The sequence below is a fragment of the Streptomyces sp. NPDC047042 genome (genome assembly GCF_040644035.1).
GTDB lineage: Bacteria > Actinomycetota > Actinomycetes > Streptomycetales > Streptomycetaceae > Streptomyces.
Window position 1 is genome coordinate 28,597 of the sequence record NZ_JBEYVP010000013.1, and the last position, 26,146, is coordinate 54,742.

General features: G+C 70.4%; 22 protein-coding genes. 7 read left to right on the forward strand and 15 right to left on the reverse strand.

The genetic code is table 11. The annotated features are described in order from the left end of the window. Positions 1-20: 20 nt before the first annotated feature. On the reverse strand, positions 21-1,127 hold the full coding sequence (zapE, locus tag ABZ855_RS16825; RefSeq protein ID WP_360807389.1) for a cell division protein ZapE: 1,107 nt from the start codon (positions 1,125-1,127) through the stop codon (positions 21-23). A gap of 270 nt (positions 1,128-1,397) precedes the next feature. On the opposite strand from zapE, the gene ABZ855_RS16830 reads away from it, so the two are divergent. The 4 genes from ABZ855_RS16830 (at position 1,398) to msrB (ending at position 4,844) form a co-directional block, all read left to right on the forward strand. Then, on the forward strand, positions 1,398-2,234 hold the full coding sequence (locus ABZ855_RS16830; protein ID WP_360807391.1) for a pyrimidine reductase family protein: 837 nt from the start codon (positions 1,398-1,400) through the stop codon (positions 2,232-2,234). Between the two features lie 155 nt (positions 2,235-2,389). Next, positions 2,390-2,863 (forward strand): indole-3-glycerol phosphate synthase, encoded by a 474-nt coding sequence (locus ABZ855_RS16835; protein WP_360807393.1) that lies wholly within the window; start codon positions 2,390-2,392, stop codon positions 2,861-2,863. A 148-nt stretch (positions 2,864-3,011) separates the two neighbouring features. Beyond that, the gene (murC, locus tag ABZ855_RS16840) at positions 3,012-4,400 is read left to right on the forward strand and encodes a UDP-N-acetylmuramate--L-alanine ligase (protein ID WP_360807395.1); all 1,389 of its coding nucleotides are present in this window, start codon (positions 3,012-3,014) and stop codon (positions 4,398-4,400) included. 36 nt (positions 4,401-4,436) lie between these two features. After that, positions 4,437-4,844 carry a peptide-methionine (R)-S-oxide reductase MsrB gene (msrB, locus tag ABZ855_RS16845; protein ID WP_319200105.1) on the forward strand — a complete coding sequence of 136 codons (408 nt, stop codon included), beginning with the start codon at positions 4,437-4,439 and terminating at the stop codon, positions 4,842-4,844. Between the two features lie 73 nt (positions 4,845-4,917). Here the strand turns inward: msrB and ABZ855_RS16850 are convergent, their stop codons facing one another. From ABZ855_RS16850 to ABZ855_RS16875, 6 genes are all read right to left on the reverse strand, one after another. Continuing rightward, a complete protein-coding gene (locus tag ABZ855_RS16850) occupies positions 4,918-5,325 on the reverse strand; it encodes a hypothetical protein (protein ID WP_360807398.1) in 408 nt (135 codons plus the stop codon). A 176-nt stretch (positions 5,326-5,501) separates the two neighbouring features. Beyond that, positions 5,502-7,646, reverse strand: a complete 2,145-nt coding sequence (locus tag ABZ855_RS16855; protein ID WP_360807400.1) for a beta-galactosidase — start codon at positions 7,644-7,646, stop codon at positions 5,502-5,504. 58 nt (positions 7,647-7,704) lie between these two features. Further along, positions 7,705-8,643, reverse strand: coding sequence for a carbohydrate ABC transporter permease (locus ABZ855_RS16860; protein WP_360807402.1), 939 nt, complete (start codon positions 8,641-8,643; stop codon positions 7,705-7,707). After that, positions 8,640-9,521, reverse strand: coding sequence for a sugar ABC transporter permease (locus ABZ855_RS16865; protein WP_360807404.1), 882 nt, complete (start codon positions 9,519-9,521; stop codon positions 8,640-8,642). Before ABZ855_RS16865 ends, ABZ855_RS16860 begins: the two co-directional genes overlap by 4 nt. Position 9,522: 1 nt before the next feature. Beyond that, positions 9,523-10,911, reverse strand: a complete 1,389-nt coding sequence (locus ABZ855_RS16870) for an extracellular solute-binding protein (protein WP_360807406.1) — start codon at positions 10,909-10,911, stop codon at positions 9,523-9,525. A gap of 140 nt (positions 10,912-11,051) precedes the next feature. Beyond that, entirely contained in the window at positions 11,052-12,095 is a 1,044-nt protein-coding gene (locus tag ABZ855_RS16875; protein ID WP_360807408.1) for a LacI family DNA-binding transcriptional regulator, read from the reverse strand. 279 nt (positions 12,096-12,374) lie between these two features. Between ABZ855_RS16875 and ABZ855_RS16880 the strand changes: the two genes are divergently transcribed. Beyond that, positions 12,375-13,529: a M20 family metallopeptidase gene (locus ABZ855_RS16880; protein ID WP_360807410.1), complete on the forward strand. Its 1,155-nt coding sequence runs from the start codon at positions 12,375-12,377 to the stop codon at positions 13,527-13,529. A 54-nt stretch (positions 13,530-13,583) separates the two neighbouring features. Then, positions 13,584-13,820, forward strand: a complete 237-nt coding sequence (locus ABZ855_RS16885) for a hypothetical protein (RefSeq protein WP_360807412.1) — start codon at positions 13,584-13,586, stop codon at positions 13,818-13,820. A gap of 83 nt (positions 13,821-13,903) precedes the next feature. Here the strand turns inward: ABZ855_RS16885 and ABZ855_RS16890 are convergent, their stop codons facing one another. Both ABZ855_RS16890 and ABZ855_RS16895 read right to left on the reverse strand, forming a co-directional pair. Further along, positions 13,904-14,332 (reverse strand): hypothetical protein, encoded by a 429-nt coding sequence (locus ABZ855_RS16890; RefSeq protein ID WP_360807414.1) that lies wholly within the window; start codon positions 14,330-14,332, stop codon positions 13,904-13,906. 277 nt (positions 14,333-14,609) lie between these two features. Beyond that, positions 14,610-17,747, reverse strand: a complete 3,138-nt coding sequence (locus ABZ855_RS16895; protein WP_360807416.1) for a BTAD domain-containing putative transcriptional regulator — start codon at positions 17,745-17,747, stop codon at positions 14,610-14,612. A gap of 210 nt (positions 17,748-17,957) precedes the next feature. Between ABZ855_RS16895 and ABZ855_RS16900 the strand changes: the two genes are divergently transcribed. After that, positions 17,958-20,480, forward strand: coding sequence for a tetratricopeptide repeat protein (locus ABZ855_RS16900; RefSeq protein WP_360807418.1), 2,523 nt, complete (start codon positions 17,958-17,960; stop codon positions 20,478-20,480). A 135-nt stretch (positions 20,481-20,615) separates the two neighbouring features. Here ABZ855_RS16900 and ABZ855_RS16905 read toward each other — a convergent pair whose 3' ends face one another. From ABZ855_RS16905 to ABZ855_RS16930, 6 genes are all read right to left on the reverse strand, one after another. Continuing rightward, positions 20,616-20,870, reverse strand: a complete 255-nt coding sequence (locus ABZ855_RS16905) for a hypothetical protein (RefSeq protein WP_360807420.1) — start codon at positions 20,868-20,870, stop codon at positions 20,616-20,618. Beyond that, positions 20,867-22,075, reverse strand: coding sequence for a hypothetical protein (locus ABZ855_RS16910; protein WP_360807422.1), 1,209 nt, complete (start codon positions 22,073-22,075; stop codon positions 20,867-20,869). The genes ABZ855_RS16905 and ABZ855_RS16910 overlap by 4 nt, the downstream gene beginning before the upstream one ends. A gap of 114 nt (positions 22,076-22,189) precedes the next feature. Next, positions 22,190-22,795 carry an ATP/GTP-binding protein gene (locus tag ABZ855_RS16915; RefSeq protein WP_360807424.1) on the reverse strand — a complete coding sequence of 202 codons (606 nt, stop codon included), beginning with the start codon at positions 22,793-22,795 and terminating at the stop codon, positions 22,190-22,192. Beyond that, positions 22,782-23,138: a DUF742 domain-containing protein gene (locus tag ABZ855_RS16920; protein WP_360807426.1), complete on the reverse strand. Its 357-nt coding sequence runs from the start codon at positions 23,136-23,138 to the stop codon at positions 22,782-22,784. The genes ABZ855_RS16915 and ABZ855_RS16920 overlap by 14 nt, the downstream gene beginning before the upstream one ends. Position 23,139: 1 nt before the next feature. Further along, positions 23,140-23,565 carry a roadblock/LC7 domain-containing protein gene (locus ABZ855_RS16925; protein WP_053746758.1) on the reverse strand — a complete coding sequence of 142 codons (426 nt, stop codon included), beginning with the start codon at positions 23,563-23,565 and terminating at the stop codon, positions 23,140-23,142. Between the two features lie 14 nt (positions 23,566-23,579). Next, on the reverse strand, positions 23,580-26,021 hold the full coding sequence (locus ABZ855_RS16930; protein WP_360807429.1) for a nitrate- and nitrite sensing domain-containing protein: 2,442 nt from the start codon (positions 26,019-26,021) through the stop codon (positions 23,580-23,582). Positions 26,022-26,146 lie beyond the last annotated feature (125 nt).

The following is a 26,146-nucleotide window of genomic DNA, read 5'->3' on the forward strand; positions in this document are numbered from 1 at the left end:
GGACGACTGCCCCAGGCGTCTCAGGCGTGTTCCACGAGGCCCTTGCCGTCGCGGGCCAGTGCGGTCAGCCGGGAGATCGCGCGGAAGTACTTCTTGCGGTAGCCGCCGTTCAGCATCTCCTCGCTGAACAACTGGTCGAAGGGCAGACCGGAGGCGAGCACCGGCACTTCGCGGTCGTACAGCCGGTCGGCGAGCACGACCAGCCGCAGCGCCGTCGACTGGTCGGGAACCGGCCGCACATCCGTGAGGCACACCGCCTTCAGGCCCTCGGTGAGAGCGCCGTACCGGCTGGGGTGCACCCGGGCGAGATGGTCGAGCAGGTGCGGGAAGTCGTCGAGCGACGCGCCCTCGGTGGCGTACGCCGCCTTGGTCACCTGCTCCTCGGAGTACGGCGCCGGGGCCTGGGGCAGCCCCCGGTGACGGTAGTCCTCGCCGTCGATGCGCAGGGAGCGGAAGTGGGCGGACAGGCCCTGGATCTCGCGCAGGAAGTCGGCCGACGCGAACCGCCCCTCGCCGAGCTTGCCCGGCAGGGTGTTCGAGGTGGCGGCGAGGGCGACGCCCGCGTCGACGAGCTTGCCGAGCAGGGTCGAGACGAGGACGGTGTCGCCCGGGTCGTCCAGCTCGAACTCGTCGATGCACAGCAGCCGGTGCCCGGACAGCGTCTGCACGGTCTTCTGGAAGCCGAGGGCGCCGACCAGGTTCGTCAGCTCCACGAAGGTGCCGAAGGCCTTGAGCGCGGGCTCGGCCGGGGTGGCGTGCCAGAGGGAGGCGAGGAGGTGTGTCTTGCCGACGCCGTAACCGCCGTCGAGGTAGACACCCCGGGGACCGGTCGGCACCTTGGCCGCTCTGGCCTTTCCGAAACCGAAGAACCCCCGCTTACCGCCCCCCAGGGCGTGCGCCCCGCCGAGGCCGCCCGCGAAGCCGTCGAGGACGCGCACGGCCTCGGTCTGGCTGGGCTGGTTCGGGTCCGGGATGTACGTGCCGAAGCGCACCGAGTCGAACCGCGGCGGCGGGACCATCTCGGCGACCAGCCGGTCCGCCGGGACGTGCGGTTCACGGGCGCACAGGGACAGCGGGGCCGTCGGGGCTATCGGGTCGAAACCGGAGGCGGCGGGGGTGGTAGGCACGGTTCACCATGCTAGAGCCTGTCCGCTGGGCCCGGCCGGGTCGGGAGCGCCGGTGGGCGGCCGAGGGGGACGGGGTGAAGGTGGTCGCGGCCGGTCGGTGGGCGGAGGGTCGCGGGGAGGTGTGGGGGCCTCTTCCGGCCGAGCGACGGCGGAAGGCGGGGGTGGTGGAGTCGGCAATCATGACAAACGGGGTGAATGGGTGCGTCGGCACCCGTGATCCGGTGTTCGGTCCCCCGCACAGGCCCTGGGGGCCGTGCCAGACTGCGTGGTATGCGACGCCTGTTCCCTGTGACCGAAGAGACAGTGGCCGAGGCCTCGGGAGGGGCCGTGGACGGCAGCGATGCCGGTGGCCCGCCGGGAGGTGGCGCGGCGGTCGACCGTGAGTGGAGCCTGGACGAGATCGCCGCCGCGTATGCCTACCCCGAACGGACGAACGAGCGCCAGGAAGCCTGGCTGCGCGCCAACATGGTCTCCACCCTCGACGGCGCCGCCCAGCACGACGGCCGCTCCCAGCCCATCTCCTCCGCCGCTGACATGCGTATCTTCGGCACGCTGAGGCAGCTGGCGGACGTGGTCCTCGTCGGTGCGGAAACGGTACGGCAGGAGGGTTACCGGCCCGCACGCGCGCGTGCGGAGTTCGCCGCCGCCCGGGAGGCGGCAGGACAGGCCGAGGTGCCGGCGATCGCGATCGTCAGCGCGAGTCTGGAACTGGACTACTCGCTCCCGTTGTTCACCTCACCCCTCGTCCCCACCCTGATCCTCACGGGTGCGGCGGCCGCCCCCGACCGGGTCGCGGCGGCCGAGAAGGCGGGTGCCCAGGTGGTCGTCGCCGGTGACGGCATGGGCGTGGACCCGGCGCGCGCCGTCCAGGCACTGACCGACCTCGGGCACACCCGGCTGCTGGCCGAGGGCGGGCCTCGGCTGCTGGGGCAACTGGTGGCGGCCGGAGTGCTGGACGAACTGTGTCTGACGATCTCCCCGATGCTGACCGTGGGAGACGCGCAGCGGATCTCGGGCGGGCCCTCGGTGGGGGTCCCTCGTCACCTCGAACTGGTGTCCTTGCTGGAGGAGGCCGGCTTTCTGTTCAGCCGGTATCACCGCTCCTGACGTGTGGCGGTCCGCTCGTCCCGACACGGCGCGGAATCTCTCGTTCCGTTTGACTTTCGCTGGGCACACTAAATCTCGCGGTACCCGTGCGATCACGGGGCAGGATGGTTTCAGCAGGGGCCAATGGCGGCCCACGGATGAGAAGGGCGCCTGTCGTGTTCACAAGCGTACTGATGATCGAGAAGGCCCTGACATCCGCCGACGTGGAGTTCGTCACCACCTTGCACGGGGAGGAGGGGGTCGCCTTCCACGTACTGCTCCAGCCCCGCGGCGACCAGGCCGACCGGCTGTTGCGGGCCATCGACGACATCGCCCTGGGCGAGCTCGACGTGGCGGCGCACGAGGGGGAGACGCCCGAGGGCGAGGACGCGGCGGCGCTGGGGGAACGGGCGCTGGAGGTGTCGCTGGCGGCGCTGCGGGTGGCGGGGCACGAGGCGGACGGGCAGATCGTGGAGGATCATCCGCTGGACGCGTTGCGGGGGTTGGTGGAGGAGATCGAGGCGGATGAGGTCATCGTGCTGACCGATCCCCACTATGTGGAGGAGTTCTTTCATCGGGACTGGGCTTCTCGGGCTCGGCACAAGGTGGGGGTGCCTGTTTTGAAGTTGTTCTCGCACAGCAAGGCGTAGTGCTTTGGGTGCGGGGCGGTGGGGGCTGGTCGCGCCCACGCGGCGGAGCCGCACATCAGATACAGCCCCGAGCCCCTAGGTAGGTGCCCGCAGCGTCGGCCAATAGGCTGGGGGCTCAGCTTCGTACCGTATCTGGGGAGAAACGCGCATGGCACCCGGCCTTCCTATCGCCATGGACCGACCGCACTTCATCGGGATCGGGGGCGCCGGGATGTCGGGGATCGCGAAGATCCTCGCGCAGCGCGGGGCCGAGGTGGCGGGCAGTGACGCCAAGGAGTCCGAGACCGCCGTGGCGCTGCGGGCGCTGGGGGCGACCGTGCACATCGGGCACGCGGCCGGGCATCTGGCCGACGACGCCACCTGTGTCGTCGTCTCCTCCGCGATCCGCGCGGACAACCCGGAGCTGGCCCGGGCGGCCGAGCTGGGGATCCCGGTCGTCCACCGTTCGGACGCGCTCGCCCGGCTGATGGACGGGCTGCGGCCGATCGCGGTCGCGGGCACCCACGGCAAGACGACCACGACGTCGATGCTGGCGGTGTCGCTGAGCGAGCTGGGCCTGAACCCCTCGTACGCGATCGGCGGCGACCTCGACGCGCCCGGCTCGAACGCTCTGCACGGCGACGGCGAGATCTTCGTGGCCGAGGCGGACGAATCGGACCGCAGCTTCCACAAGTACGCGCCCGAGGTCGCGATCATCCTCAACGTCGAACTCGACCACCACGCCAACTACGCCTCCATGGACGAGATCTACGAGTCCTTCGAGACCTTCGCGGGCCGGATCGTGCCCGGCGGGACGCTCGTGATCTCCGCCGACCACGAGGGCGCCCGCGAGCTCACGCGGCGGCTGCCGGACTCCGTGCGGGTGGTGACGTACGGGGAGTCGGCGGACGCGGATGTGCGGGTGCTGTCCGTCGTGCCGCAGGGGCTGAAGAGCGAGGTGACCGTCGAGCTGGACGGGGCTCCGCTCACCTTCACGGTGTCGGTGCCCGGTCGGCACTACGCGCACAATGCGGTGGCCGCGCTGGCGGCGGGCGTGGCGCTGGGCGTGCCGGCCGGCGAGCTGGCCCCCGCTCTGGCCGCGTACACGGGGGTGAAGCGGCGGCTCCAGCTGAAGGGCGAGGCGGCCGGCGTCCAGGTCGTCGACTCGTACGCCCACCACCCCACCGAGATGACGGCGGACCTGGAGGCGATGCGGGCGGCGGTCGGCGAGGCGCGCATCCTGGTGGTCTTCCAGCCGCACCTCTTCTCCCGTACCCAGGAACTCGGCAAGGAGATGGGACAGGCGCTGGCGCTGGCGGACGCGTCGGTGGTCCTGGACATCTACCCGGCCCGCGAGGACCCGATCCCGGGCATCACGAGCACGCTGATCATCGACGCGGCGCGGGCGGCGGGCGCCGATGTGACGGCCGTGTCCGACAAGGCCGAGGTGCCCGAGACCGTCGCGGGAATGGCGAAGCCCGGCGATCTCGTTCTCACCATGGGCGCGGGTGATGTCACGGACCTGGGCCCGCGGATCCTGGACCGCCTGGGTCGGTGATGTTCGCCGTGACTTCGCAGTAAGGGGCTGAGCTTCATGTCGTACGACGTCGAAAAGCCGGACGAGCAGTGGCGTGCGGAGCTGACGCCGGCCGAGTACACGGTCCTGCGTCAGGCCGGCACGGAGCCTGCCTTCGTGGGTGAGTACACGGACACCAAGACGAAGGGCGTCTACTCCTGCCGGGCCTGTGGGGCCGAACTGTTCACCTCGGACACGAAGTTCGAGTCGCACTGCGGCTGGCCGTCCTTCTTCGACCCGAAGGACACCGACGCGGTGGAACTGCTCTCGGACCGGTCCCACGGCATGGTGCGGACCGAGGTGCGGTGTGCGCGGTGCGGGTCGCACCTCGGGCACGTGTTCGAGGGGGAGGGTTATCCGACCCCGACCGACCAGCGGTACTGCATCAACAGCATCTCGTTGCGGCTGACGGCCGACGAGGGCTGAGGGACGGGGTAGCCGGACGTGAGTGGGGCCCTGCCGTACTACGGCAGGGCCCCACTCACGTTTCCCCTGTCTCCTACGACGTGCAGACATCCTTCAGGCGGTCGGCGGCGGCGTCGATCCCGCTGGAGTCGGGATTCGTGTCGCCGTCGAGGATCGACTTGTTGTAGTCGTCGATCGCCTTGCCCAGGTCGTCGACCGCCTTGTCGACCTTGTTGTCGTCCGTCTGCTTGTTGATCTTCTCCAGGTTCTTGTCGATGGTGTCGATGGACGCGTCGGTCTTCGACGGGTCCTTCACCGCGTCCCAGCCGGCCTCGTGGATCGCCTTGACGCTGTCAGCGATCGAGTCGGCGTTGCTGAGGCAGCCCAGGGAGCTGTCGAGGTCCTCGCAGCCGGTCAGGAGTCCGGCGGTCAGGGCGACGGTGGCGACGGCGGCGGAGATGGCTGCGATACGACGAGGTCCGCGGCGGCGGTTCGAGGGCATGGAAACGAATCCCTTCACTTCCTGGGTCACTTCTCGGGGCTGGGTCACTTCTCGGGCTGACGGAGGGACGAGTGGGTGTCGATCTCCGTCCCCCACCATCCCTCCGCGCGCCCGCCGCCACGAGGGACCCTTCTCCCGAACGCCTGGTGTAGCCCGCTACACCATCGGCGAGCGCCTCAGGCCTCCGTGCTCAGCACCCGGACGTCCCAGGCGCCGAGCTCCAGTTCGGTGCCCGCCGGGACCGGGCCGCCGTTCAGTACGTCCGTCAGGTCGGCCGGCGCCGTCACGCGCACGGGCTCCCAGCTCCAGTTGTGGACGATGTGCACGCGCCGCCCGTCCTCGGACGTGCCGGTGGTCGCCGTGACCGAGGCCGGCAGCTCGCCCCAGGCACTGCGGGCGGCCGGGGTCAGCCAGCCTGCCAGTTCCCTGGCGAGGTCGCGGCCCGGCACCGTACCGACGTACGTCACCTGGCCCGCGCCCTGGCGGCGGGTGGTGACCGCCGGCCAGCGGCCGAAGTGCGGGTGGTCGTAGGTGACCAGCGGCTCGGCGTCGGTGACGGTGAGGCCGTCGACCCAGTGCGACGCCGTGGCGTCGTCCGGGAGCCGGAGCGGGCCGCCGGGCACGGCACGCACCGGGATCTCGGCGGTCAGGTTGCTGAACTCGTCGTAGCTGACGCCCGCCGCGTCCACCAGACGGCCGGGGGCGAGCTCGTTGCGGGCCCGCGCCTCGAGGTCGGCGTACGCCGTGCGGGGGCCGAGGACGAGGTGGCCGCCCGCCTGGGCGTACGCGGCGAACCAGTCGAGGGTCGTGTCGTCGACCAGGTACAGCGCCGGGACGACCAGGACCGGGTGGCGGGTCGCCGCCTCCTCGGGGGTGAGGCCCTCCCGTTCACCGCTCGGGTCGTGGAGCTGACGGGCGTGGACGATCCGGACCTGACGGCCGGCGTCGAAGGCGCCCCGGTAGAACGGGTCGAAGATCCGGTGGTAGGCGGTGTCGTCCGGCTCGCCGTCGCCCGTCGCGAGCGGCGGGTACTTCTGCATCAGCCACTTGCTGGGCGTCGAGTACACCATCGTGATGTCGGCGTCCGGTTCGAGACCCGCGACCAGCGAACCCGCCGCGTCCAACTCGGCACCCAGTGCCGCCAGTTCGGCGTACGTACGGCCCGGGCGGCCGCTGTGCGGAATGACGCCGCCCCAGTACGTCTCGGCGCCGAAGTGCAGGGTGTGCCAGTGCCAGTACTCGATCATCCTGGCGCCGCGCCCGACCAGCGCCCAGGCGGCCTGGCGCCACTGGCCGTCGTAGGCGGGGCGGTTGTCCCAGGCGAAGCCGATGGAGCCGGCGTTGGTCTCGGTGACCAGGAACGGGGCCTGCTTGGAGGAGAACATCCAGTCGGCGGTCTGGTACAGGGCCCAGACGCCCGTCGTCTTCCAGCGCTGCGCGTGCGCGTCCGGCGTACGGTCGGGGAGCGCGAGGCCGTCCTGCATGTCGTAGTACGGGTTGCCCGACGCGATGTCGAGGCGGTCGGTCAGCTCGTCGTCCTGCACCGCCGGGCGGGTGTAGGAGATGCAGGTGGTGACGAACTGGTCCGGGTTCGCGTACTCGCGCACGATGTCGGCCTGCCAGCCGATGAACTCGGTGACCTGCAGGGCCTGGAACTCCCGCCAGGCCACGTCGTACTGGGGCTGCACGTTGCCGTCGGGGGTCCACAGGTCGGCCCAGGTGGACAGGCGGTGCGACCAGTAGACGAGGCCCCATTCACGGTTCAGGGTCTCGATGTCCCCGTACTTCGCCCGGAGATGGTCGACAAAGCGCTCGAACACGCCCCGGTTGTGCAGGAGTTCGTTGCCGGGTTCGTTGTCGACCTGGAAACCGATGACCGCCGGATGGCCGGCGTACCGGGCGGTGATCTTCCGGATCACGCGCTCGGCGTGGAACCGGAACGCGGGGTGCGTGAAGTCGACCTCCTGCCGGGCACCCCAGCCGATCCGCCGACCGGTGGCCCGCTCGCCGGTGATCTCCGGGTACTGACGGGCCAGCCATGGCGGCACGGCGTACGTCGGGGTGCCGAGGACCACGGAGATACCGCGCTCATGGGCGCCGTCGAGCACCGGCTGCAGCCAGTCGAGGTCGAAGTGACCGTTTTCCGGCTCCCAGGTCGACCAGACCGACTCGCCGACGCGGATCACGGTGAACCGGGCGTCGGCCATCAGGTCGAGGTCGGCCTTGAGCTGTTCGCCGGGACGGAACTCGCGGCCGTGGGTGGGCTGGTACTCGTGGTAGTACGCGGCGCCGAAGAGGACGCGGGCGGGCAGAACCGCCATGAAGTCAACCTCCAGTGGGGGAAGGGGTGTTGGGCAACAGGTTTGGCCGGGCCGGGAGTTACTGTTTGACACCGCCGGTGGCCAGGCCGCTCTGCCAGTACCGCTGGAGCATCACGAAGGCCACGACGAGCGGGATCACCGAGATCATCGACCCGGTCACGACCAGCGCGAGCATGTCGCTGCTGGCGCCCGCCCCGCCGTTCTGCGCCTGGGCCGCCCAGGAGGAGAGCCCCACCGTGATCGGGTACAGATCCGGGTTGTTGAGCATGATCAGCGGCAGGAAGTAGTTGTTCCAGGTCGCCACGAGCGTGAACAGCAGCACGGTCACCAGGCCCGGCGCCAGCAGCCGCAGCACGATCTGGAAAAAGATCCGGAACTCGCCGGCGCCGTCCATCCGGGCGGCCTCCAGGATGCTGTCGGGCACGGCGTCCTGCGCGTACACCCGCATGAGATACAGCCCGAAGGGGCTCACCAGCGAGGGCAGGATGATCGCCCACGGGGTGTTGACCAGCCCCACCTTCGCGAACAGCAGGTACGTCGGAATGGCGAGGGCCGTCGCCGGCACCATGACCGCGCCGAGTACGAGGTTGAAGGCGGCGCCGTTCCCGCGGAACTGGAACTTGGCGAAGCCGTAGCCCGCCGCTGCCGCCAGGATCGCGGCGCCGACGGCGCTGACACCGGCGTACAGCAGGGTGTTGAGCAGCCAGTGCAGGAAGACGCCGTCGTCCTGGGTGAAGGTCAGCCGGATGTTGGTCAGCAGTTGCGGCGCGTCCGAGAACCACAGACCGAAGCTGTTGATCAGGTCCCGGGTGCTCTTCGTGGACGCGATCAGCAGCCAGAAGAGGGGGAGGAGGAAGTAGGCGAGCACCGCCAGCATGGCGATCGTCAGGGGTGTGCTGCGCCGGCCCGCCTGTCGGCCGCGCCGCTTCTTCGGCGCCTCGGGCGTCCGGGCCGTCGGCCCAACAACGCTGGTCGCGGGGGGAGTTGTGGTGGTCACGCGGGCCTCCTGCGGTTCGCGGTGAGCAGGAAGGCGTACGAGATGATCACGATGAGCAGGCCCAGGAGGAAGGAGACGGCCGCCGCGTAGTTGATCTGCTGGCTGGTGAAGGCGAGCGTGTAGGCGTAGAGGTTGGCGGTGTACGAGCTGTCGATGACGTCCGGGACGATCTTCATCAGCAGGTTGGGCTCGTTGAAGAGCTGGAAGCTGCCGATCACCGAGAACAGCAGGGTGAGCGTCAACGCGGGTCGCAGCGCCGGGAGTTTGATGGACCAGGCGATCCGCCAGGCGCCCGCTCCGTCCAGGGCGGCGGCCTCGTACAGGTCTGTCGGAATGGTCCGCAGGGCCGCGTACAGGATGATCATGTTGTAGCCGACGAACTCCCAGGTGACGATGTTCGCCAGGCTGCCGAGCATCCAGCTGTCGGTCAGGAAGTGCGGGGCGGGCAGGCTCAGTTTCTCGCTGAGCTGGGCGAACGGGCCGAAGTCCGGGCCGTAGAGGTAGCCCCACATCAGGGTGGCGACCACGCTCGGCACGGCGTACGGCACGAAGATGCCCAGCCGGATCACCCGGGCGAGCCGCAGCAGGCCGCTGTCCAGCGCGAGCGCGAAGAGCAGGGCGAGCAGCAGCATCAGCGGGACCTGGATGACGAAGAAGGTCGCCACCCGGATCACACCGTCACGCAGCTGGGGGTCCTTGACGGCGGTGATGTAGTTCTCCAGGCCGACGAACGACGTGCCGCCGACCAACTTCTCCTGGAACAGGCTCAGATAGGCCGCGTAGCCGAGCGGGGCGAGGAAGAGGAGGAGGAACAGGACCATGAAGGGGGCGATGAACAGCGGGCCCGCCGACCGGGCCCGCGTGAGCTGCTTGGCCATGTCAGGGTGCCGCCTTCACGGTGAAGCCCTGGCTCTTGGCGAACGTGGTGATCCGCGTCTGCCAGCCCCCGAGCGCGGCGACCGTGTCGGTCTTTCTGGCCAGCGAGCGCCCGACGGTCTCCGTCCAGTCGGTGGCCACCTGGTCGAGGAACGGCGGCCACTGGAAGGCCGGGTTGACCTCCTCGCTGATGCCGGCGAAGACCTCGTTGACCTTCTGGCCGCCGTAGAAGGCGGGGGTGTCGCCGATGTAACTCGCGTCCGCGAGCAGCGCCTTGGTGGCCGGGAAGAAGAACTGCTTCGTCGCGAACATTTTCGCGCTCTCGGGGTCGCTGTTGAGGAACTTGGCGAACTCGGCCGCGGCGATCGGGTTCTTGGTGGAACGGATCACGGCGGTCGTCGAGCCGCCCCAGTTGCCGGCGCTCGGCTTGGCGGCGTCCCACTGCGGCATCGGGGCCGCCCGCCACTTGCCTGAGGTGTCCTTGGCGGAACCGGAGAGGAACGCCGGGCCCCAGGCCCCGGTCATCCAGGTGGCGTACTTGCCCTTGTTGAGCGCGGCGTACCAGGAGTCGGTGAAGTCCGGCTCGACACCGATGACGCCCTCCTGCGCGAGCCCGCCCCAGAACGCGCCGAGCTTCTTGGAGACGGCGTCGTCGACGCTGATGGTGATGTCGCTCTTGCCGGAGGTGACGTAGGGCTTGGCGCCCGCCTGCCACAGCAGGCCGTGCCAGGCGGCGACCTGGTTCGCGGCGAGGTTGGTCAGATAGACGTTCGGGTCGGCCTTGTGCAGCTTGCGCGCCGCCTCGGCGAACTCGTCCCAGGTCTTCGGCACTTCGATGCCGTGCTTGTCGAAGATGTCCTGCCGGTACAGCATGCCCATCGGGCCGGTGTCCTGCGGGACCGCCCAGATCTCGCCACCGCTGCCGCTGACCTGCCCCCAGGTCCAGTCGACGAACTGCGACTTGAGGGCGGCGGCGCCGTACGGCCGCAGGTCGAGGAGGCTGTCGGTGATGGTGAAGGTCGGGATGGCCTGGTACTCGATCTGCACCATGTCCGGGGCGCCGCTGCCCGCCTTGAGGGCCGTACGCAGCTTGGTGTACTCCGGGACGCCCTGACCGGCGTTGACCGCCTTGACCTTGATCGCCGGGTACTTCTTCTCGAAAAGGGCGATCTCCTGCTCGATGTTCGGGACCCAGGTCCAGAACGTCAGCTCGGTCGGGGTCTTCATCGCCTTGTCGATGTCGGCCTGGCTGACCGGCTTCGACGAGGTCGATCCGCTGCCGGACCCGCCCCCGCCACAGGCGGTGAGGGCCGCACCGAGCGAGGCGGCGCCGGCCGCGGTGAGCAGGAGGCGACGGCTGATGGCAGAGGGAGAGGCGATGTTTTTGCGCATGGTGAACTCCGGCCGGGGCGAAGGGAGTGGAGAGATGGGAGAGGAAGAACGCGGGTGAGGAGAACGCGGGTGAGGAGAATGCGGGAGGGGAGTGCGGGGAGGGCCGTAGGTGGGGCTGACCGGCCTCTTGGCAGGTACGGCTACCGGTGGGGCGGGGGTGCGGTGGAGGACCGTACGACGAGGTCGACCGGTGGGTCGCTCGGCGGCAGGGGATCCTCGTCCGGGTTCTCGATGGCGTGCAGGAGCCGTTTGAGGCCTTCCTGCGCCACCGCGTCGAACGGCTGCCGCACCGTGGTGAGCGGCGGTGTGACGTACGCGGCGACCGGGATGTCGTCGAACCCGACCACGCTGACGTCGTCCGGCACCCGTCGGCCGGCCTCCGTCAGGGCCCGGATCAGTCCGATGGCCATGTCGTCGTTGGCGGCGAACACGGCCGTCACCGAGGGGTCGGCGGCGAGCTGACGGCCCGCCGCGTATCCGGAGGCGGCCGACCAGTCGCCCACGACCACGGGCGGTTCGGGTGCGCCGTGGGCGGCGAGGGCGGCCCGCCAGGCGGTGAGCCGGTCCCTGGCCGCGTACCAGCGTGGCGGTCCGGAGAGGTGATGGACCGTCATATGGCCGAGATCCAGCAGGTGTTGGGTGGCGGCCCGGGTCAGCAGATCCGCACCGCCGCCCGAGGTGACCGGGCGGGAGGTGGCGAACGGGCTCGGCGCGCCGATGACCAGGACCGGCACGTCGACGGACAGCTCCGTCATGCTCGTACCCTCGTCGATCGGCTCGGAGACGACGATGCCGTCCACTCCCTGTTCGAGGAGTGAGCCGACGGCGCCGGCGATGCCCGAGGGGTCGCCCTCCATCGTGTTGACGACCCGCAGCGCGTACCCGGTGTCCCGGACGGCGCGCTCGATCCCCATCAGCAGTGACGCGGGCCCGTACAGGGCGGTGCCCAGCGTCACCACGCCGATCGACCTGGTCCGCCCGGAGGCGAGAGCCCGGGCCGCGTTGTTCATCCGGTAGCCGAGGTCCTCGGCGGCCTGCAGAACCCGGCGCCGTACGTCTGCGGAGACATACGGCTCGCTGTTGAAGACCCGGGACACGGTCTTCTGCGAGACCCCCGCGAGACGTGCCACGTCGACACTGCGGGGCGTCGACGAGGTCGCTCCCCGTCCTGTCTGTCGTGTCACGGTGACTCCCGGTGGCCGGTGCCCCACGGTAGCCGGAGGGTGACCGCGGCTGCCGTGGCTGAGGTGGAACAGCGCCCGTCGACGACGACGAACATCTGACTGCGCTGTCATGACTGCGCAGTCATGACAGCGCAGTCAGAGTGGGCGCGTCAAGGGTTCGCGCAATCTCCGTGTAACTTTCGAGGCCGGCGAGGCGGTGATCACCGGCGGTGGGTGGCGGTGATTCCCCGGGTTTCCGGGTAGCTAACCGTTTTGCCCCGTCGTCCCGAGGAGCTGCCCGTGTCGTTGCCCGACATCGAGTCCCTGGCCCGTACCGCCCTGCCCGACATGACCGACGACCTGCGCACCCTGGTCGGGTACGAGACCCCCAGCGACGACAAGGAGCTGCTGTCCGCCGGCCTCGCCGCCATCGAGGACTGGGCGCTGCGACGGCTCGGCCCACCGGACGAGGCCGTGCGCCACGACGGCGGCGAGCACGGCGACGTCCTGGAACTCCTCTACCGGGGCACCTCCGAGGCGACGGTCCTGCTGCTCGCCCACTACGACACCGTGTGGCCGGCCGGCACCCTCGCCGAGTGGCCGTTCAGCGTGACGGACGACGGCCGGGTGAGCGCGCCGGGCGCCTTCGACATGAAGTGCGGCCTGGTACAGGCCGTTTGGGCGTTACGGCTGATGCGCGAACGGAAGCTGCCGCGCCCGACCGTACGCCTGCTCCTCAACGGCGACGAGGAGATCGGCAGCCCGTTCTCCCGGCCGCACATCGAGCGGCTCAGCGAGCACGCGGCGGCCACCCTGCTGTGCGAGCCGGCGGCGGGGCCGGACGGTGACCTCAAGACCGCCCGCAAGGGCGTCGGCCTCTTCGAGGTGACCGTGGAGGGGGTGGAGGCGCACGCGGGCCTCGATCCGTACGGCGGCGCGAGCGCCGTGCACGCCCTGGCCGAACTGGTCACGCAGATAGTGGAGTTGGGCTCACGCGAACACGGAACGACGGTCAACGTCGGTGTGATCAGCGGCGGTACGGGACGCAATGTCATCGCCGGGCACGCCCGCTGCGGGGTCGACGTCCGCGTCGCCGACCCCGCCGAGGCGGCCCGCATCGACAGCGGACTGGCCGCCCTGACGGCCTCCGACCCACGGGTACGGGTGTCCGTCTCCGGGGGCTGGAACCGGCCGGCGATGGTGCCGACGCCCGCCTCCCAACTCCTTTTCAAACAGGCGCAGTCGGTGGCGGCCGAGCTGGGTCTGACGATCCGTGAGACGGGGGTGGGCGGAGCGAGCGACGGCAACTTCGTCTCCGCGCTGCGACGCCCGGTTCTCGACGGACTCGGTCCTGTGGGCGGGGGTGCGCACGCCCGCGGCGAACATGTGCTGCTGGCCCATGTGCCCGTCCGCACCGCGCTCCTCGCCGGGCTGCTGATGACCTACGCGGAATAGACGGACGTCCACGTACGCTGGAACGACAGTCGGCTCGAGCGAACGGGGACTGGGATGACGTACGGGGCGAGGACCACGGCGAAGGCCACGGTGAAGGTCGAGGCGGGTGTCGAGGCGCGGGTCGGGGCAGGGGCTTCCGAGACCGCCGAGGCGGTCCGCCAGGCACGGTTCGGGCAGCTGCCGGACCGGATCCGGATGGAGGACATGGTGGCGGCGCAGCCGGCCTCGCTGCCGGATCCCGCGAAGGACACGTACAACGTGGACGAGTGGACGGTTCGGTACTGCCTGTAAGTGAATTCGCCTGCAGTGAAGTTGTGCGAAGTGAAGTGAGGCCGGGGCGGCACTGCCCCGGCCTCACGGCGTTGAAGCGGTGATCAGGGCTGCTGCGGAGGGGTGTTGAAGGTGACCCCGGAGATGTCGCGGCCCTGGATGACCGGGCTGTTGCGGTAGGTCCCGCCGCTGATCTCGTTGTGCACCACGCTGTCCTGTTCGCCGGCCTGTCGCGCGTGCACCGACCATTCCTCGAGGCGGCGCGCGAACTCGGCGTCCAGCACGGCCCGGACGGCCAGCGCCGTACTCAGCGCGTGGGCCCGGGCCGTGTCGTTCGGTGCCTGTGCGAGTGCCGTGAGTTCGGGTTCGCCCGAACTCACGGCCGGGACGATCGCCCCAGGGTCCCCCTCGGTGTCACCCCGCTGGAAAGGGCGCCGGACCAACGCCGTCAGCCCCTGCCAGGCCTGTCGCCCGGCTTCTCCACCGAGGCCGCCGGCCAGAGCCGCCAGCAATGTCACCGAGATGGGGTCCATGGGTGTGCTCCCTCGCGCGGACGGAATTAGACGATGGTAGTCGTACCCCAAGCGCTGGGGATGCAGATCGCAATTCCGAGGGCGAAGGCCGCCACCATCAGGACTCGGGGCAGCACCCGGCGGAGTTTCCCGGGCTTCACGTTGTTGGTGCTGTACATAACTGTTTGTTTCACCTACAACAACTTGTTGGTACGGGGCGCGGCTGCGTCCCGTACCGATCTTGGCCCCATTGGACCTTCGAACGCAAATTGGAAGAACCGTATCTGCGGAGCCCTATTCAACGGGTTCCCGGTCTGGTAGAAGTTTGTCGCAGCGCCGATTCCGTGCGAAGTCCGGCGAGGCTGGCCCGCGCCTGTGAGGCTTCCCTGGCCGCGCCTGTCCGGTCCGCGATTTCGATGGCTTCCGCGATGTGCGCGGCGGCCGGGCCTTCCAGGCCGAGTTCGCTTTCGGCGCGGCCCAGCGCGTGCAGTGCCTGCGCCTGCTCATGTGCGGCGCCGACACTCCGTGCCAGGTCCAGGGCGTGCCGTTGACGGGTCGCCGCCTCCTCGTACCTGCCTGCGGCGTGCAGGGCGAGGCCCATGGCGTGCAGGGTGTCGGAGGCATTGCGCCGGTCGGTGAGCCGGCGGAATGTGGCGAGGCTGTCCTGATATAGATCGAGCATTGCGGACAGTTCGTCCGGGGAATTCATGGTGTTGGCGAGATTCACCTGGATAATGGCACTCTCCGCCGGGCTGCCGGTCTCGCTGAGTAATTCGAGTGCTTCCTCGAGAATTCGCCGCGCGGTGTCGGGCTCGCCCATCTTCATATGGAGATCGGAGAGATTGTTGAGAACGTGTGCGTATTCGCGTCCGTCCGCCGATCTTCGGAAGTCGGTGAGGGCCGCGTGGAAGTTCTTCCGGGACTCCTCGAAGTTCCCCAGATAGAGATGCGTTATTCCGATATTGTTCCTCGACCGGGCGATCTGCCAGTGATCTCCTGAAGCCAGACGCAGGCGCAATGTGTCGAGCTGGAATCGGAGTGCTTCTGTCAGCCGGCCGAGATTCCAGTGCAGAACGCCGAGTTGATGGAGGGCCTCGGCCCTGGCCTCGGTGTCGCCGGTCTCCTCAGCGCCGCGCAGTGCGCGCCGGTGGGCGGTGCGTGCCTCGTCGTACCTGCCGCAGTGGGAGAGCGCGTTGCCCAGGTCGATCAACGCGTGGACCTCGAACCGCCGTTCGCCGACCGCATGCCAGTGCTCTACGGCCGACGCGTGCATGCGCCGGGCGTCCGCGGAGTAGCCCTCCTCGTCGAGGAATCCGGCCAACGCGCCGGCGAGGAGGGCCGCTTCCCGGAGCCGTCCGGTGGCCCGGCAGTGACGCTCGGCGGCGAGGAGTGCCGTGCGTTCCGCGAGGAGCCAGCGGCGGGCCGACTTCGGATCGTCCCAGGGTGGGACGGGGTACTCCGGGGGTGGGAGCGGGCGATGCGGGCGAAGGGCGCGCGGTTGGATCATCCGGTCGGCCGCGTCGGATGCCTGCACATAGAAACTGATCGTTCTGGACGCGGCCCGCTCGCGCGCCGACTCCGATTCCTCGGACATGACGAGTGAGCGCGCGTATTCGCCGAGCAAATCATGGAGTGTGTAGCGCTCGGGTGCGGGCTCACGTATCAAGTGGGCGTCGAGGAGCACCTCCAGGACATTTTCCGTGGCGTCATGGGGCAGACCCGTAAGCGCGGCGAGGGTGTATGCGTCGATGTCCGGTCCGAAACGAAGGCCGATAAATCGGAAAATTGTTTGTTCCTCGCTCGTCAGTGTTCTGTACGAAACTTCGAACGCCGTGGCTATCCCGCCCCTGCTGCCGTCCCGGATTTCATTGAGGCGCCCTTGTCCATGGGTGAGCCGACGCAGGAGATGGGCGGTCGTCCAGGAGGGGCGGGAGGCCAGTCGGCCCGCGGCCAGTTCGATCGCGAGCGGCAGATAGCCGGTGAGCCGGACGATGTCCGCGACCTCGTTCGTCTGCCGGGTACGCTCCTCGCCCGCCACGGAACGGAACAGGGCGACGGCGTCCTTCGCCGGGAGTACGTCGAGCTGGATGGCGCGGATGCCGGGCAGCCCGGTGAGCCGGCGGCGGCTGGTGACGATGACGAGGGACGGGGAGGAGCCCGGCAGCAGGGGGCGCAGTTGTTCCGGGCCCGCCGCGTCGTCGAGGATCACGATGGCGCGCCGGTCGCCGAGCAGGCTGTTCCACAGGTGCGCCAACTCGTGCGGGTCCTGCGGGAGATCCTTCGCGGGGACACCGAAGGCCCGGATCAGGGAGCTGAGCGCGGCCTCGGTGGTGAGCGCCTCCTGGCCGGGCGCGTGGGCGCGCAGATCGAGGTGGACGGCGCCGTCCGGGTAGAGCGGTGCGAGCTGTCTGGCCGCGTGCAGAGCGATCAAAGTCTTGCCGACCCCGGCCATGCCGGACACGGTCTGCAGGGCGATGACATTGCGCCCGGCCGCCGGAACGGCAGAACCCGGCGGTCCCACTGATCCCGCCGAACCGGCCGAAACCGTACGCGGGGGTGAGGCGCTCTGCACGATCGCCGCCAACTCCGCCTCCCTGCCGACCAGTTCGGCGTGCCCGGGCAACGCCCTGGGCGCTGTCGCCGCCGCACCGGCGGTCACCGCGGCCTCCGGCCGGGGCAGAAAGGTGTGCACCGGCGCGCCGTTGAGGACGAGCCCGTGCAGCCGGGAGAGAGCCGCGCCCGGGTCCGCGCCGAGGTCGTCACGCAGCCGCCGTCGGACACCCTCGAAGACGCGCAGCGCGTCGGCCTGCCGTCCGCTGCCGTAGGTGGCCGTCATCAGCCGGCCGGCGAGCAGTTCGTCGGTGGGATGCTCCTCCAGGAGGGCGGTGAGGTCGGGGACCAGTTCGGCGTAGCGGCCCTCGCGCAGTTCGAGGTCGACACGGAACAGCTGGGCGGAGAGGTGCCGTTGCCCGAGGACGCCCCTGAGGTGCTCGGCCCACAGCCCGGGCAGCCCGGCGAGCGGCTCGCCCCGCCAGAGCGCGCCCGCGTCCCGCAGCAGACGCAGCGCCTGACGGTCGTCGCCGCTGTCGCTCAGGGTGCGTGCCTGGACCGTCAACTGCTGGAAGCGGTGGTAGTCCACCTGGCCCGGGGGCACCTTCAGCGAGTAGGTGTGCGCCTGCTGGACGAGCCGCGCCGCGCTGTCCAGGGCCCGTAGGCGGCGGCGGATCCGGGCGGCGTACGAGTGCAGGCTTGCCCGGGGCTGTGCGGGCGGGTTCTCGTCCCACAGCCGGTGGATCAGGGCGTCGAGAGAAACCGGGCGTCCCGCTTCGAATGCCAGCGCCGCGACGAGCAGCCGCTCCTTGGCTGAGCCGAGCGGATCGGCGTACTGGTTCGCGCGCAGCTCGACCGGTCCCAGTAAGCGAATTTCCAAGCCCACCAGTGCCCCCGTCCGACGGTTCGGCTGCGCTCTGGCGTCGTCAAGAATCGCATGCGGTCAATAAGTGTTCAAATATTGTCACTACTTGAAATATTTATTGGCTCGATTCTGACCAATGCGAACTCGCCAGAAACGCGATCGGTCTGATGTGGTCGACGGCCGGGTAGGACCTGAGACGTCTGGCATCGGGGGACATGGGGGAAGCGGCTCATGCGGCATGTGACGGCCGAGGAATTACGAACCGCCCTCACGCTGGCGGCCAGGCGGCCACCGGCCCGGCAGGCGCTCGCCCACCTCGTGCGTGCCGTCCCCGTACCCCGGATCACCGAGTCCATGACCGCCTGGAGCGAGCAGAGCGGTGGTGCCGACGCGGCGGACAGCACATGGGCCCTCGCCGAACTGCTGGCCGGGGAGGCGGTGAACAGGCCCGAGTTCGCCGGGGAGTTACGGCGCTGGCACGCCGAAGTCCTGGCCGCGGAGGAGCCGGCCGAGGAGGCGCCGGCCGCAGAGCAGCCGGCAGACTCCCCGGGCCGGACCGCGGCCCGCCCGCAGGTCGCCAACAGCATCGGAACCTCCGCCCGCGTCGTCGGGCCCGTGGTCCAGGCCCGCGACATCACCGGCGGCGTCCACATCCACCCCGTACTCGATCCCACGGCGGCCAGGGCGCCTGCCGTACCCCGTCAAGTGCCGCCCCTGCCGGGCCACTTCGTCAACCGGCGGGCCGAACAGGCCGCACTCGACCGGCTGGTGGGATCCTCGCCCGGCGGCTCCACCATCGCCGTCGTCAGCGGACCCGCCGGTATCGGCAAGACCGCGCTGGCCCGCCACTGGCTGCTGGGCCGCACCGACTCCTTCCCCGACGGGCAGTTGTACGCCGACCTGCGCGGCCACTCCGCCGACGGCCCCGCACGCCCCGGCGAACTGCTCACGGAACTGCTGCGCTCCTTCGGCCACGAACGCGTCCCTGCCGAGCTGAACGAGCAGGCGGCGCTGTGGCGGTCGGTCACCGCCGACGCGCGGATCGCCCTACTGCTCGACAACGCGCTCAGCGCCGCCCAGGTGCGCCCCCTGCTCCCCGGGTCTACGGTCGCCTTCACCCTCGTGACCAGCCGGAACCGGCTGACCGGCCTCGGTCTGGAGGGCGCGTCCTTCGTCTCGCTGGACGTACTGCCGACCGGCGACGCCATGGAACTGCTCAGCCGCAGGGTGGGCGCCGACCGCGTACGGCGGGAACCGGAAGCGGCACTGGTCATGGCCGAGGCCTGCGCGGGGCTGCCTCTGGCGGTGTGCGTGGCCGGAGCGCGCGCCGCGTCCCGGCCCCGGCAGTCACTGGAGGTACTGGCACGGGCGCTGAGCGGCAACGAGGGCGAGGGCCCGCTGGAGGCGTTGCGCATGGGCGGAGAGTCCGCGGTGCGGGCCGCGCTGCAGGAGTCGTATCGTCTCCTCGGAACCCAACTCGCCCGCTCTTACCGGTACTTGAGCCTCGCCCCGGTTCCCGTGCTCACTCCGGCGGTGGCCGCCGCCCTGTGCGATGTCGACGGGGATGCCGTGGACCGGCTGCTCGACGAACTGGTCGAGGTGCACCTCCTCGAGGACCTCGGCCCGGACCCGCGCACCGGCCTCGACCGCTACCGCTTCCACGACCTGATCCGCGCGCATGCGCGGGAACGCGCCGCCGACGAGGAGACGACCGAGGACACCGACCGGGCCGTACGACGCGTCGTCGACTTCCATCTCGCCGCCGCGACCGCCGCCGAGGCGCTCCTCAGCCCCAGTCATCGCACCCTGCGCCGGGACTACGCCGGGCAGACCGCCGCACCGCCCTTCACCGACGCCCCCGGCGCGCTGCGCTGGCTCGACGCGGAACGCGCCCGGCTGATGGCCGTCCTGCGGACGGCGGTCGCGCGGGGCTGGGACGCCACCGCCTGGCAACTCGCCGACGCGCTCTGGCCGTTGTTCCTGCGCCTGCGTCCCTACGACCTGTGGATCGAGGCACACGAGATGGGCCTCGCCGCGGCCCGCCGCATCCAGGATCGCGCCGGGATCAGCCGCATGCTCACCTCGGGCGGGGCCGGCCTGCGCAACGTGGGCCGTTACGAGGAGGCCCTGACCTGGTTCGGTCAGGCGCTGGACGTGGCCCGCGAGGACGTGACCGCGCTCGAAGCGCAAGTGGCGGACCGGTCAACGGAGTTGACGGCCGCCCGGCGCAACGAGGCCCAGGCGCTGCACGGACTGGGCCAGACCCATCGGCTGGCCGGTCAACTGGACCTGGCCCGCGAGTACTTCACCCGCGACCTGGCCCTGCGGGAGCAGATCGGCTACCGGCGCGGCGCCGCCGTGACCCGCCTGTGCCTCGGCGACACGGCACTCGCGGACGACCGGCCGGCCGAGGCACTTGGCCACCTCGCCCGCGCCCGCGCGGAACTCCTCGCGGAGGACGACCCGTACGACGCGGCCCGCGCCCTGGCGTTCCTCGGCCGCGCCCACGCCCGCCTCGACGACACCCGGCACGACCTCGCCGAGCGCCAACTCCGGCAGGCGATAACCGAGTTCGAGGCAACGGGCTCGGTCCACTGGCAGGCGCGCGTCCTGGAGATGCTGGGCGAAGCGGCCGAGGACCGCGGCGACCTCGACCGGGCGAGACACTGGTACGAGCAGTCACTGACCCGCTACGAGCCGGTCAGCGAGGCGGATGTGCGGCGGGTGGGGGAGCGGCTGCGGAGGGTGCGGTGAGGCATGGGGCGTCCGGCGTGAGTGCTCCCTCGGGTGGGTGAGGAGGGGACGCGGGGCGGGGAGAAGCGCGTAGCCCCCGGCCTCCTCGGACCGGGCACCGGAGGAACTGCGTAGCCCCGCCCCCCTCCCGACCGCTCAGCCGAGTTCGCGTCCGCCGGGTGGCGGGTCGGCCGCGATGCCCGCCATGACCCCCGCCCGCATCCGGAGGATCACGTCCCCGCCCGCCCCGGGCAGCAGCACCAGTAGGCAGCCCGGGTAGCGCCACAGGACCAGTCCGGCCAGGAGCCATGCTTCTGCGGGGGGTCTTGGGCGGGTGCTGAAGAGTACGTCGGCGCACTCGCGCCAGTTCTCCTCGGCGCTGTCCAGGCAGACGACCACGAGTTCGCTCACGCGGACCGCCGGCCCCGGCGCCCGCCCCACAGTCGCCGGGGGAGCGGAAGTGGTGGCAGCGAGGGTTCGAAGGCTGGTTCGCCCAGTCCCAGCAGGCGGTACATCAGCCTGCGGGTGTTGCGCCCGAACCGCCCCGGCTCCGAGGAGATGCGCCGTGCGATCCGGGCGTACGCCATTGCCGGATAGGCGGAACGGGCGTAGGCGAGCTGCTCGGGGAGGGCGTGCGCGGGTGACAACGCCGGTGCCACACGGGCGAGTTCGGTTCCCGGGGACGCTGGATCGACGTCCGCCTCCGGGAAGCGGGCCAGGATGACGGGGGCCCGGGTGAGGGTGGTGTAGAGCGTCACGGAGCCGTGGTCGCCGATCACCCAGTCCGCCGCGACGATCAGTGCACGCCAGTCCAGCTCCGGCGGGACCACGACGATCCCGGGCCGTCGGGCCGCCGACAGCCAGGACCGCACCTGCCAGGGGCCGTGCCCCGACCAGACGTTGGGATGCACCAGCACGGCCACCCGGTACTCGTCGGACGGCAGTTCCGCGACGAGCCTGGGCAGCAGCGCGTCCATCCGGTTGAAGGAGGACCCGGTTCCCCAGGTGGAGGAGACGACGAGCAGCTTCTGGTCGCCGCGCAGCCCGAGCGCGGCCCGGTAGCGTGCGCGCAGCGGCATGCTCGCCGCGATCCGGTCACGCGTGGCGTCACCGACCACCTCGGTGACGGGCAGCGCCTCCGGGCACTCCCGTCGAAGCGTGGCCAGATCGTCCCGGTGGGCGACCGCCAGCGCCTTCGGCACCACCCGCCCGTCCCGTACGAGATACCGTCTGCCCAGCCCGCCGACGGTGCGTGGCGCCCCCGGATCACGGTCGTCGGCGGCCCGCGAGAGCTTCATGTGCCCGGCGCCGTGCGGCAACCGCAGCAGCGGGCCGCGGAGCCGGTCGACCCCCTGCGAGCCGGCGGCCAGCACCAGGTCGAAGTCGTTGTCGAGCGCGGCCTCCCAGGGCAGCAGACTGTCGTGCTCCGCGGGTACGGACCGGGCCGCACCCGCGTTGAAGGCGTGCGGCGCGATCGTGAAGTCGACCTGGATCCGCAGATCGGACTCCAGCAGCGACAACGCGTCGCGCAGCCGCTGCCCGTACACCTGCGTGTGTACGACGGCCAGGACCCGCTTGCAGCCCGGCAGCGTCAGCCATTGCCGTGCACCGTCCATCGGTACCCCCGTTGTTGTGTTCCTGACGAATAGGAACGCTCGGTACGAGGGGTGCCCCGGAGCCTGGTCGGAAGGCTTGCCACCGCCTTGCGGAAACCTTGCACCCGCGTGACCTCAGGCGCTGTGCGCGCTCCCCCCGCCCGAAGCCGCCGTCGCTATCAGCTGGTCCAGGAGGGCTATCAGCACGTCCCGGCACGACTCCCGGTTGCGCGCGTCGCACAGCAGGACCGGCGTGTGCTGCGGCAGGGCCAGCGCCTCGCGGATCTCCTCCGGCTCGTACGGATGCTCCCCGTGGAAGCCGTTCACCCCGACGACGAACGGGATGTTCCGCCGCTCGAAGAAGTCGATCGCCGCGAAACTCGTCTCCGGCCGGCGTACGTCGATGAGGACCACGGCCCCCAGCGCGCCGATCGCCAGGTCGTTCCACATGAACCAGAACCGCTGCTGACCGGGCGTACCGAAGAGGTACAGGATCAGTTCCCGGCTGAGGGTGATGCGGCCGAAGTCGAGGGCCACCGTGGTGGACTTCTTCTCCTCGATGCCGTCGAGGTCGTCGATGCCGAGGCCGGCCGCGGTGAGCGGTTCCTCGGTGCGCAGGGGCACGATCTCGCTGACCGAGCCGACCATCGTCGTCTTGCCCACGCCGAAACCGCCGGCGATGAGGATCTTGACCGTGTCGGGCGCCGAGGTCCCGTTCAGGGTCGGGCTAAAGCCGGCCAAGGCCGTCCCTCACTTTCTGGAGCAGGTCCATGTCCGTGGTGCGCGAGATCTGGCGCGGGGACCGGGCGGTGATCCGGCCGGCCTCCAGCAGGTCGCACAGCATGATGACGACCACGCTGACCGGGAGATCCAGATGCGCGGCGAGCTCCGCGACCACCACGGGCCGTGCGCACAACCGCAGGATCCGGGCGTGCTCGGGCTGCGGGCGCGCGGCCCCGGCGGGCTGCGGGTCCACCGCCGTCACCGAGGTGATCAGTGTGAAGTCGGCGCGGCTGGGCCGGGTCCGGCCGCCGGTGAGCGTGAACGGCCGTACGAGACGGCCGGCCGCGTCGCTTCCGCTCACTTCACTCGCCGGCCGCGCCGGCGACCCCGGCACGCGGCGCCGCGCTGAGGTGCTCACCGATCTTCTTCACCAGCATGTTCATCTGGTACGCCACCACACCGACGTCCGCGCCCTGGCTGGTCAGGACCGCCAGATGGGCGCCCGGTCCGGCCGCCGTGAGGATCAGGTAGCCGTTGCGCATCTCGATCAGCGCCTGGCGCACCGGGCCGCCCCGGAAGTCCATGCTGACACCCTTGCTGAGACTCATCAGCCCGGACGCGGTCGCCGCGAGCCGCTCGGCGTCGTCGCGCAGGAACGCCGTGGACCTGCTGACGACCAGTCCGTCCTCGGAAAGCACTACGGCGTGGTTGACCTCGGCTACCCGGTCCACGAGTCCGGTGAGCAACTGGTCGAGCTCGGTGTGCGTGGCGGGGGTGGGGCGTGTCATTTCTCTGTCCTTCATCAGCGGTCTGCGGGCGGAGTCGAGGTGACCGGAGTGCCAGCGGCGGGGAGTGGTGCGTCGGGTTCCTCGGGCGCGTTGTCCTCCCCATGGTCGTACTGCTCTTCTGCGTCGTCGTCACGGGCCTGCAGGGTTCCGCGCTGGAACCCGGAGAGAGAGGAGGCCGCTCGTTCCGCCGAGAACTCGTCGAGCGCGTCGTCGGACGTGTCGTCGGGTCCGGCCTCCTCCAGCAGTTCAGCGGCCAGACTGGTCTGCGGCACACGGCGGGGCAGCGGGCTGAGCCCGCCCTTGCGCGCGTCGCCGCCCTGCTCGGCCTTCTCCTCCGTACCGCCCCGGCCCGCCCCGACGAGGGCGGCCGGCCGGGGCGCGGCAGCGGCGTCGGCGGTCCGGACCCGGGCCGCGGTGGGCGGCGTCTCCCGGGTGCGCTCGTGCGTCGGGCCCTCCGCGGCGACGGTCCCCGCCTCCTGCGCGGACGTTTCCTCCGGGACCGTGGAGTCGGTGTCGGGCGCGGTGAGTTCGCGTACGACCACCTCGTGCGGGATCAGTACGATCGCCGTCGTACCGCCGTACGGCGAGGAGCGCAGGGTGACCTGGATGCCGTGCCGGACGGCGAGGCGCGCGATCACGAACATGCCCAGGCGCAGGTCGTCGGCGAGCGCCACCACGTCGAACTGCGGGGCCTTGGACAGGTTTTCGTTGAAGGACGCGTAGTCCTCCTCGGACATGCCGAGACCGCGGTCCTCGATCTCGATGGCCAGCCCCTTGGCGACCAGCGCGGTCCGTACGCCCACCGGGCTGGGCGCGGGCGAGTAGGCGGTCGCGTTGTCGATCAGCTCGGCCAGCAGATGGATGACGTCGGCCACCGCGGGCGGCGCGAGGTACACGTCCTCCTCGGTCTGCACGTCGACCCGCTGGTACTCGGCGACCTCGCCGACCGCGCTGCGCAGGATGTCGAGGAGCGCGACCGGCTCGGTCCAGCTGCGGCCGGGCCGTTCACCGCTGATGATGACGAGGTTCTCCTCGTAGCGGCGCAACTGGCTGGCCGTGGAGTCGAGTTCGTACAGCCCCTTGAGGATCTCCGGGTCCTGGTGGGCGCGTTCCAGCGCGTCCAGCTTGGTGAGCTGGAGGTTGACCAGGTTCTGGCTCTGCCGGGCGATGCCGAGGATGATCTTCTGGAAGCCCCGCCGGGTGTCGGCGAGTTCGACGGCGGTGTGTACGGCGGTGCGCTGCGCGGTGTTGAACGCCTGGGCCACCTGGCCGAGTTCGTCGTGGCCGTAGTCCAGCGGCGGGGTGGCCGACTCGACGTCGATCTTCTCGCCCCGGTTGAGCCGTGCCACCACGTCCGGCAGCCGGTCCTCGGCCAGGCTCAGGGTGGCCATGCGCAGGCCGCGCAGCCGGCGGGACAGGGACCGGGTGATGCGCCAGGACAGGATGATGCACAGCAGCAGCCCGGCGAATCCGCCGGCGCTCAGCGAGGCGGCCTTGATCAGGAGCGACCGCGCTTCGTCGGCGCTGCGGTTGAGCAGCCCCCTGGTCTCGTCGTGGATGAGGGAGCCGTACTGGACGCTCAGTTCGTCCATCGCCGCGCTCCACTGCTTCTGCCTGTCGGGCAGGGTGATCTTCCGGTCGGCGCCGCCGCCGGGCGTACCCGACGCGAGGACCTGGTCCTCGATGGAAGTGAGGGTCTTCCAGGCACTTCCCTGCAGGACCGCCTCGGTGCGGGTCTTCGCCGTGCCGGTCAACGACTGGATCAGCTGGTCCTCGACGACCCAGCGCCGGGCGCTGACCAGCCGGACGTACGTCTCCCACTCCTGCTGGTCGAAGTGTCCCGAGGGCCAGGCCAGGGTGAGCTGCGAGTCCTCCTGGGCGACCAGTTCGGCCGCGTTCTCCAGCGAGACGAGCGGGCCGGCCTGGGAGGTGAGGTCGCCGTCGTCGACCTGGGAGAGCTCCTGGAAGGCGTGGATCTGGTTGCCGATGATCGACGAGTACTGGTCCAGCACCTGCTGGGGGGAGATGTCGGTGAGCCGGTCGACCTGACCCCGGTAGTACTCCAGGCTGGCTGTCGCCGCGATGACCGAGTACATCCGTTCCCCGATACGGGCGGGGGCCTCCTGGATCGCCCTGGTCTGGCCGACCAGTTTCGCGACGGCCGCGTCCGTCTCCTTGCGCTGCGCGTCCAGGGCGGAGCGGTCGCCCCTGGGTGAGGCCAGCCACGCGGCCGACAGGGTGCGTTCCCTCTGCAACGCGAGCGTGGCATCGGTACCCATGGCACCGGTCGCCCTGCTGAGCCCCGTCTGGTCCCGCAGCCGCAGGCCCTCCGAGAACATCTGAATCGTCGTCACACCCCACATCGCGGCGAGGGTGACGGTGGGAACCAGCGCGAGCAGGATCAGCGAGAGTCGTATGGAGCCGAGACGGCGCCGGGCACCTTTGCGTGGAGGCATCGTCGTCCTAGGGCGATCAGCGGTGGGTGGGAGTGACAAATGGCAGGTGGCGGATGGTGGGTGACAGCGGAAGCGGAACTGATGGCGGAACACGTCAGGGTCCGCAGGATGCTATCCGTACAAGT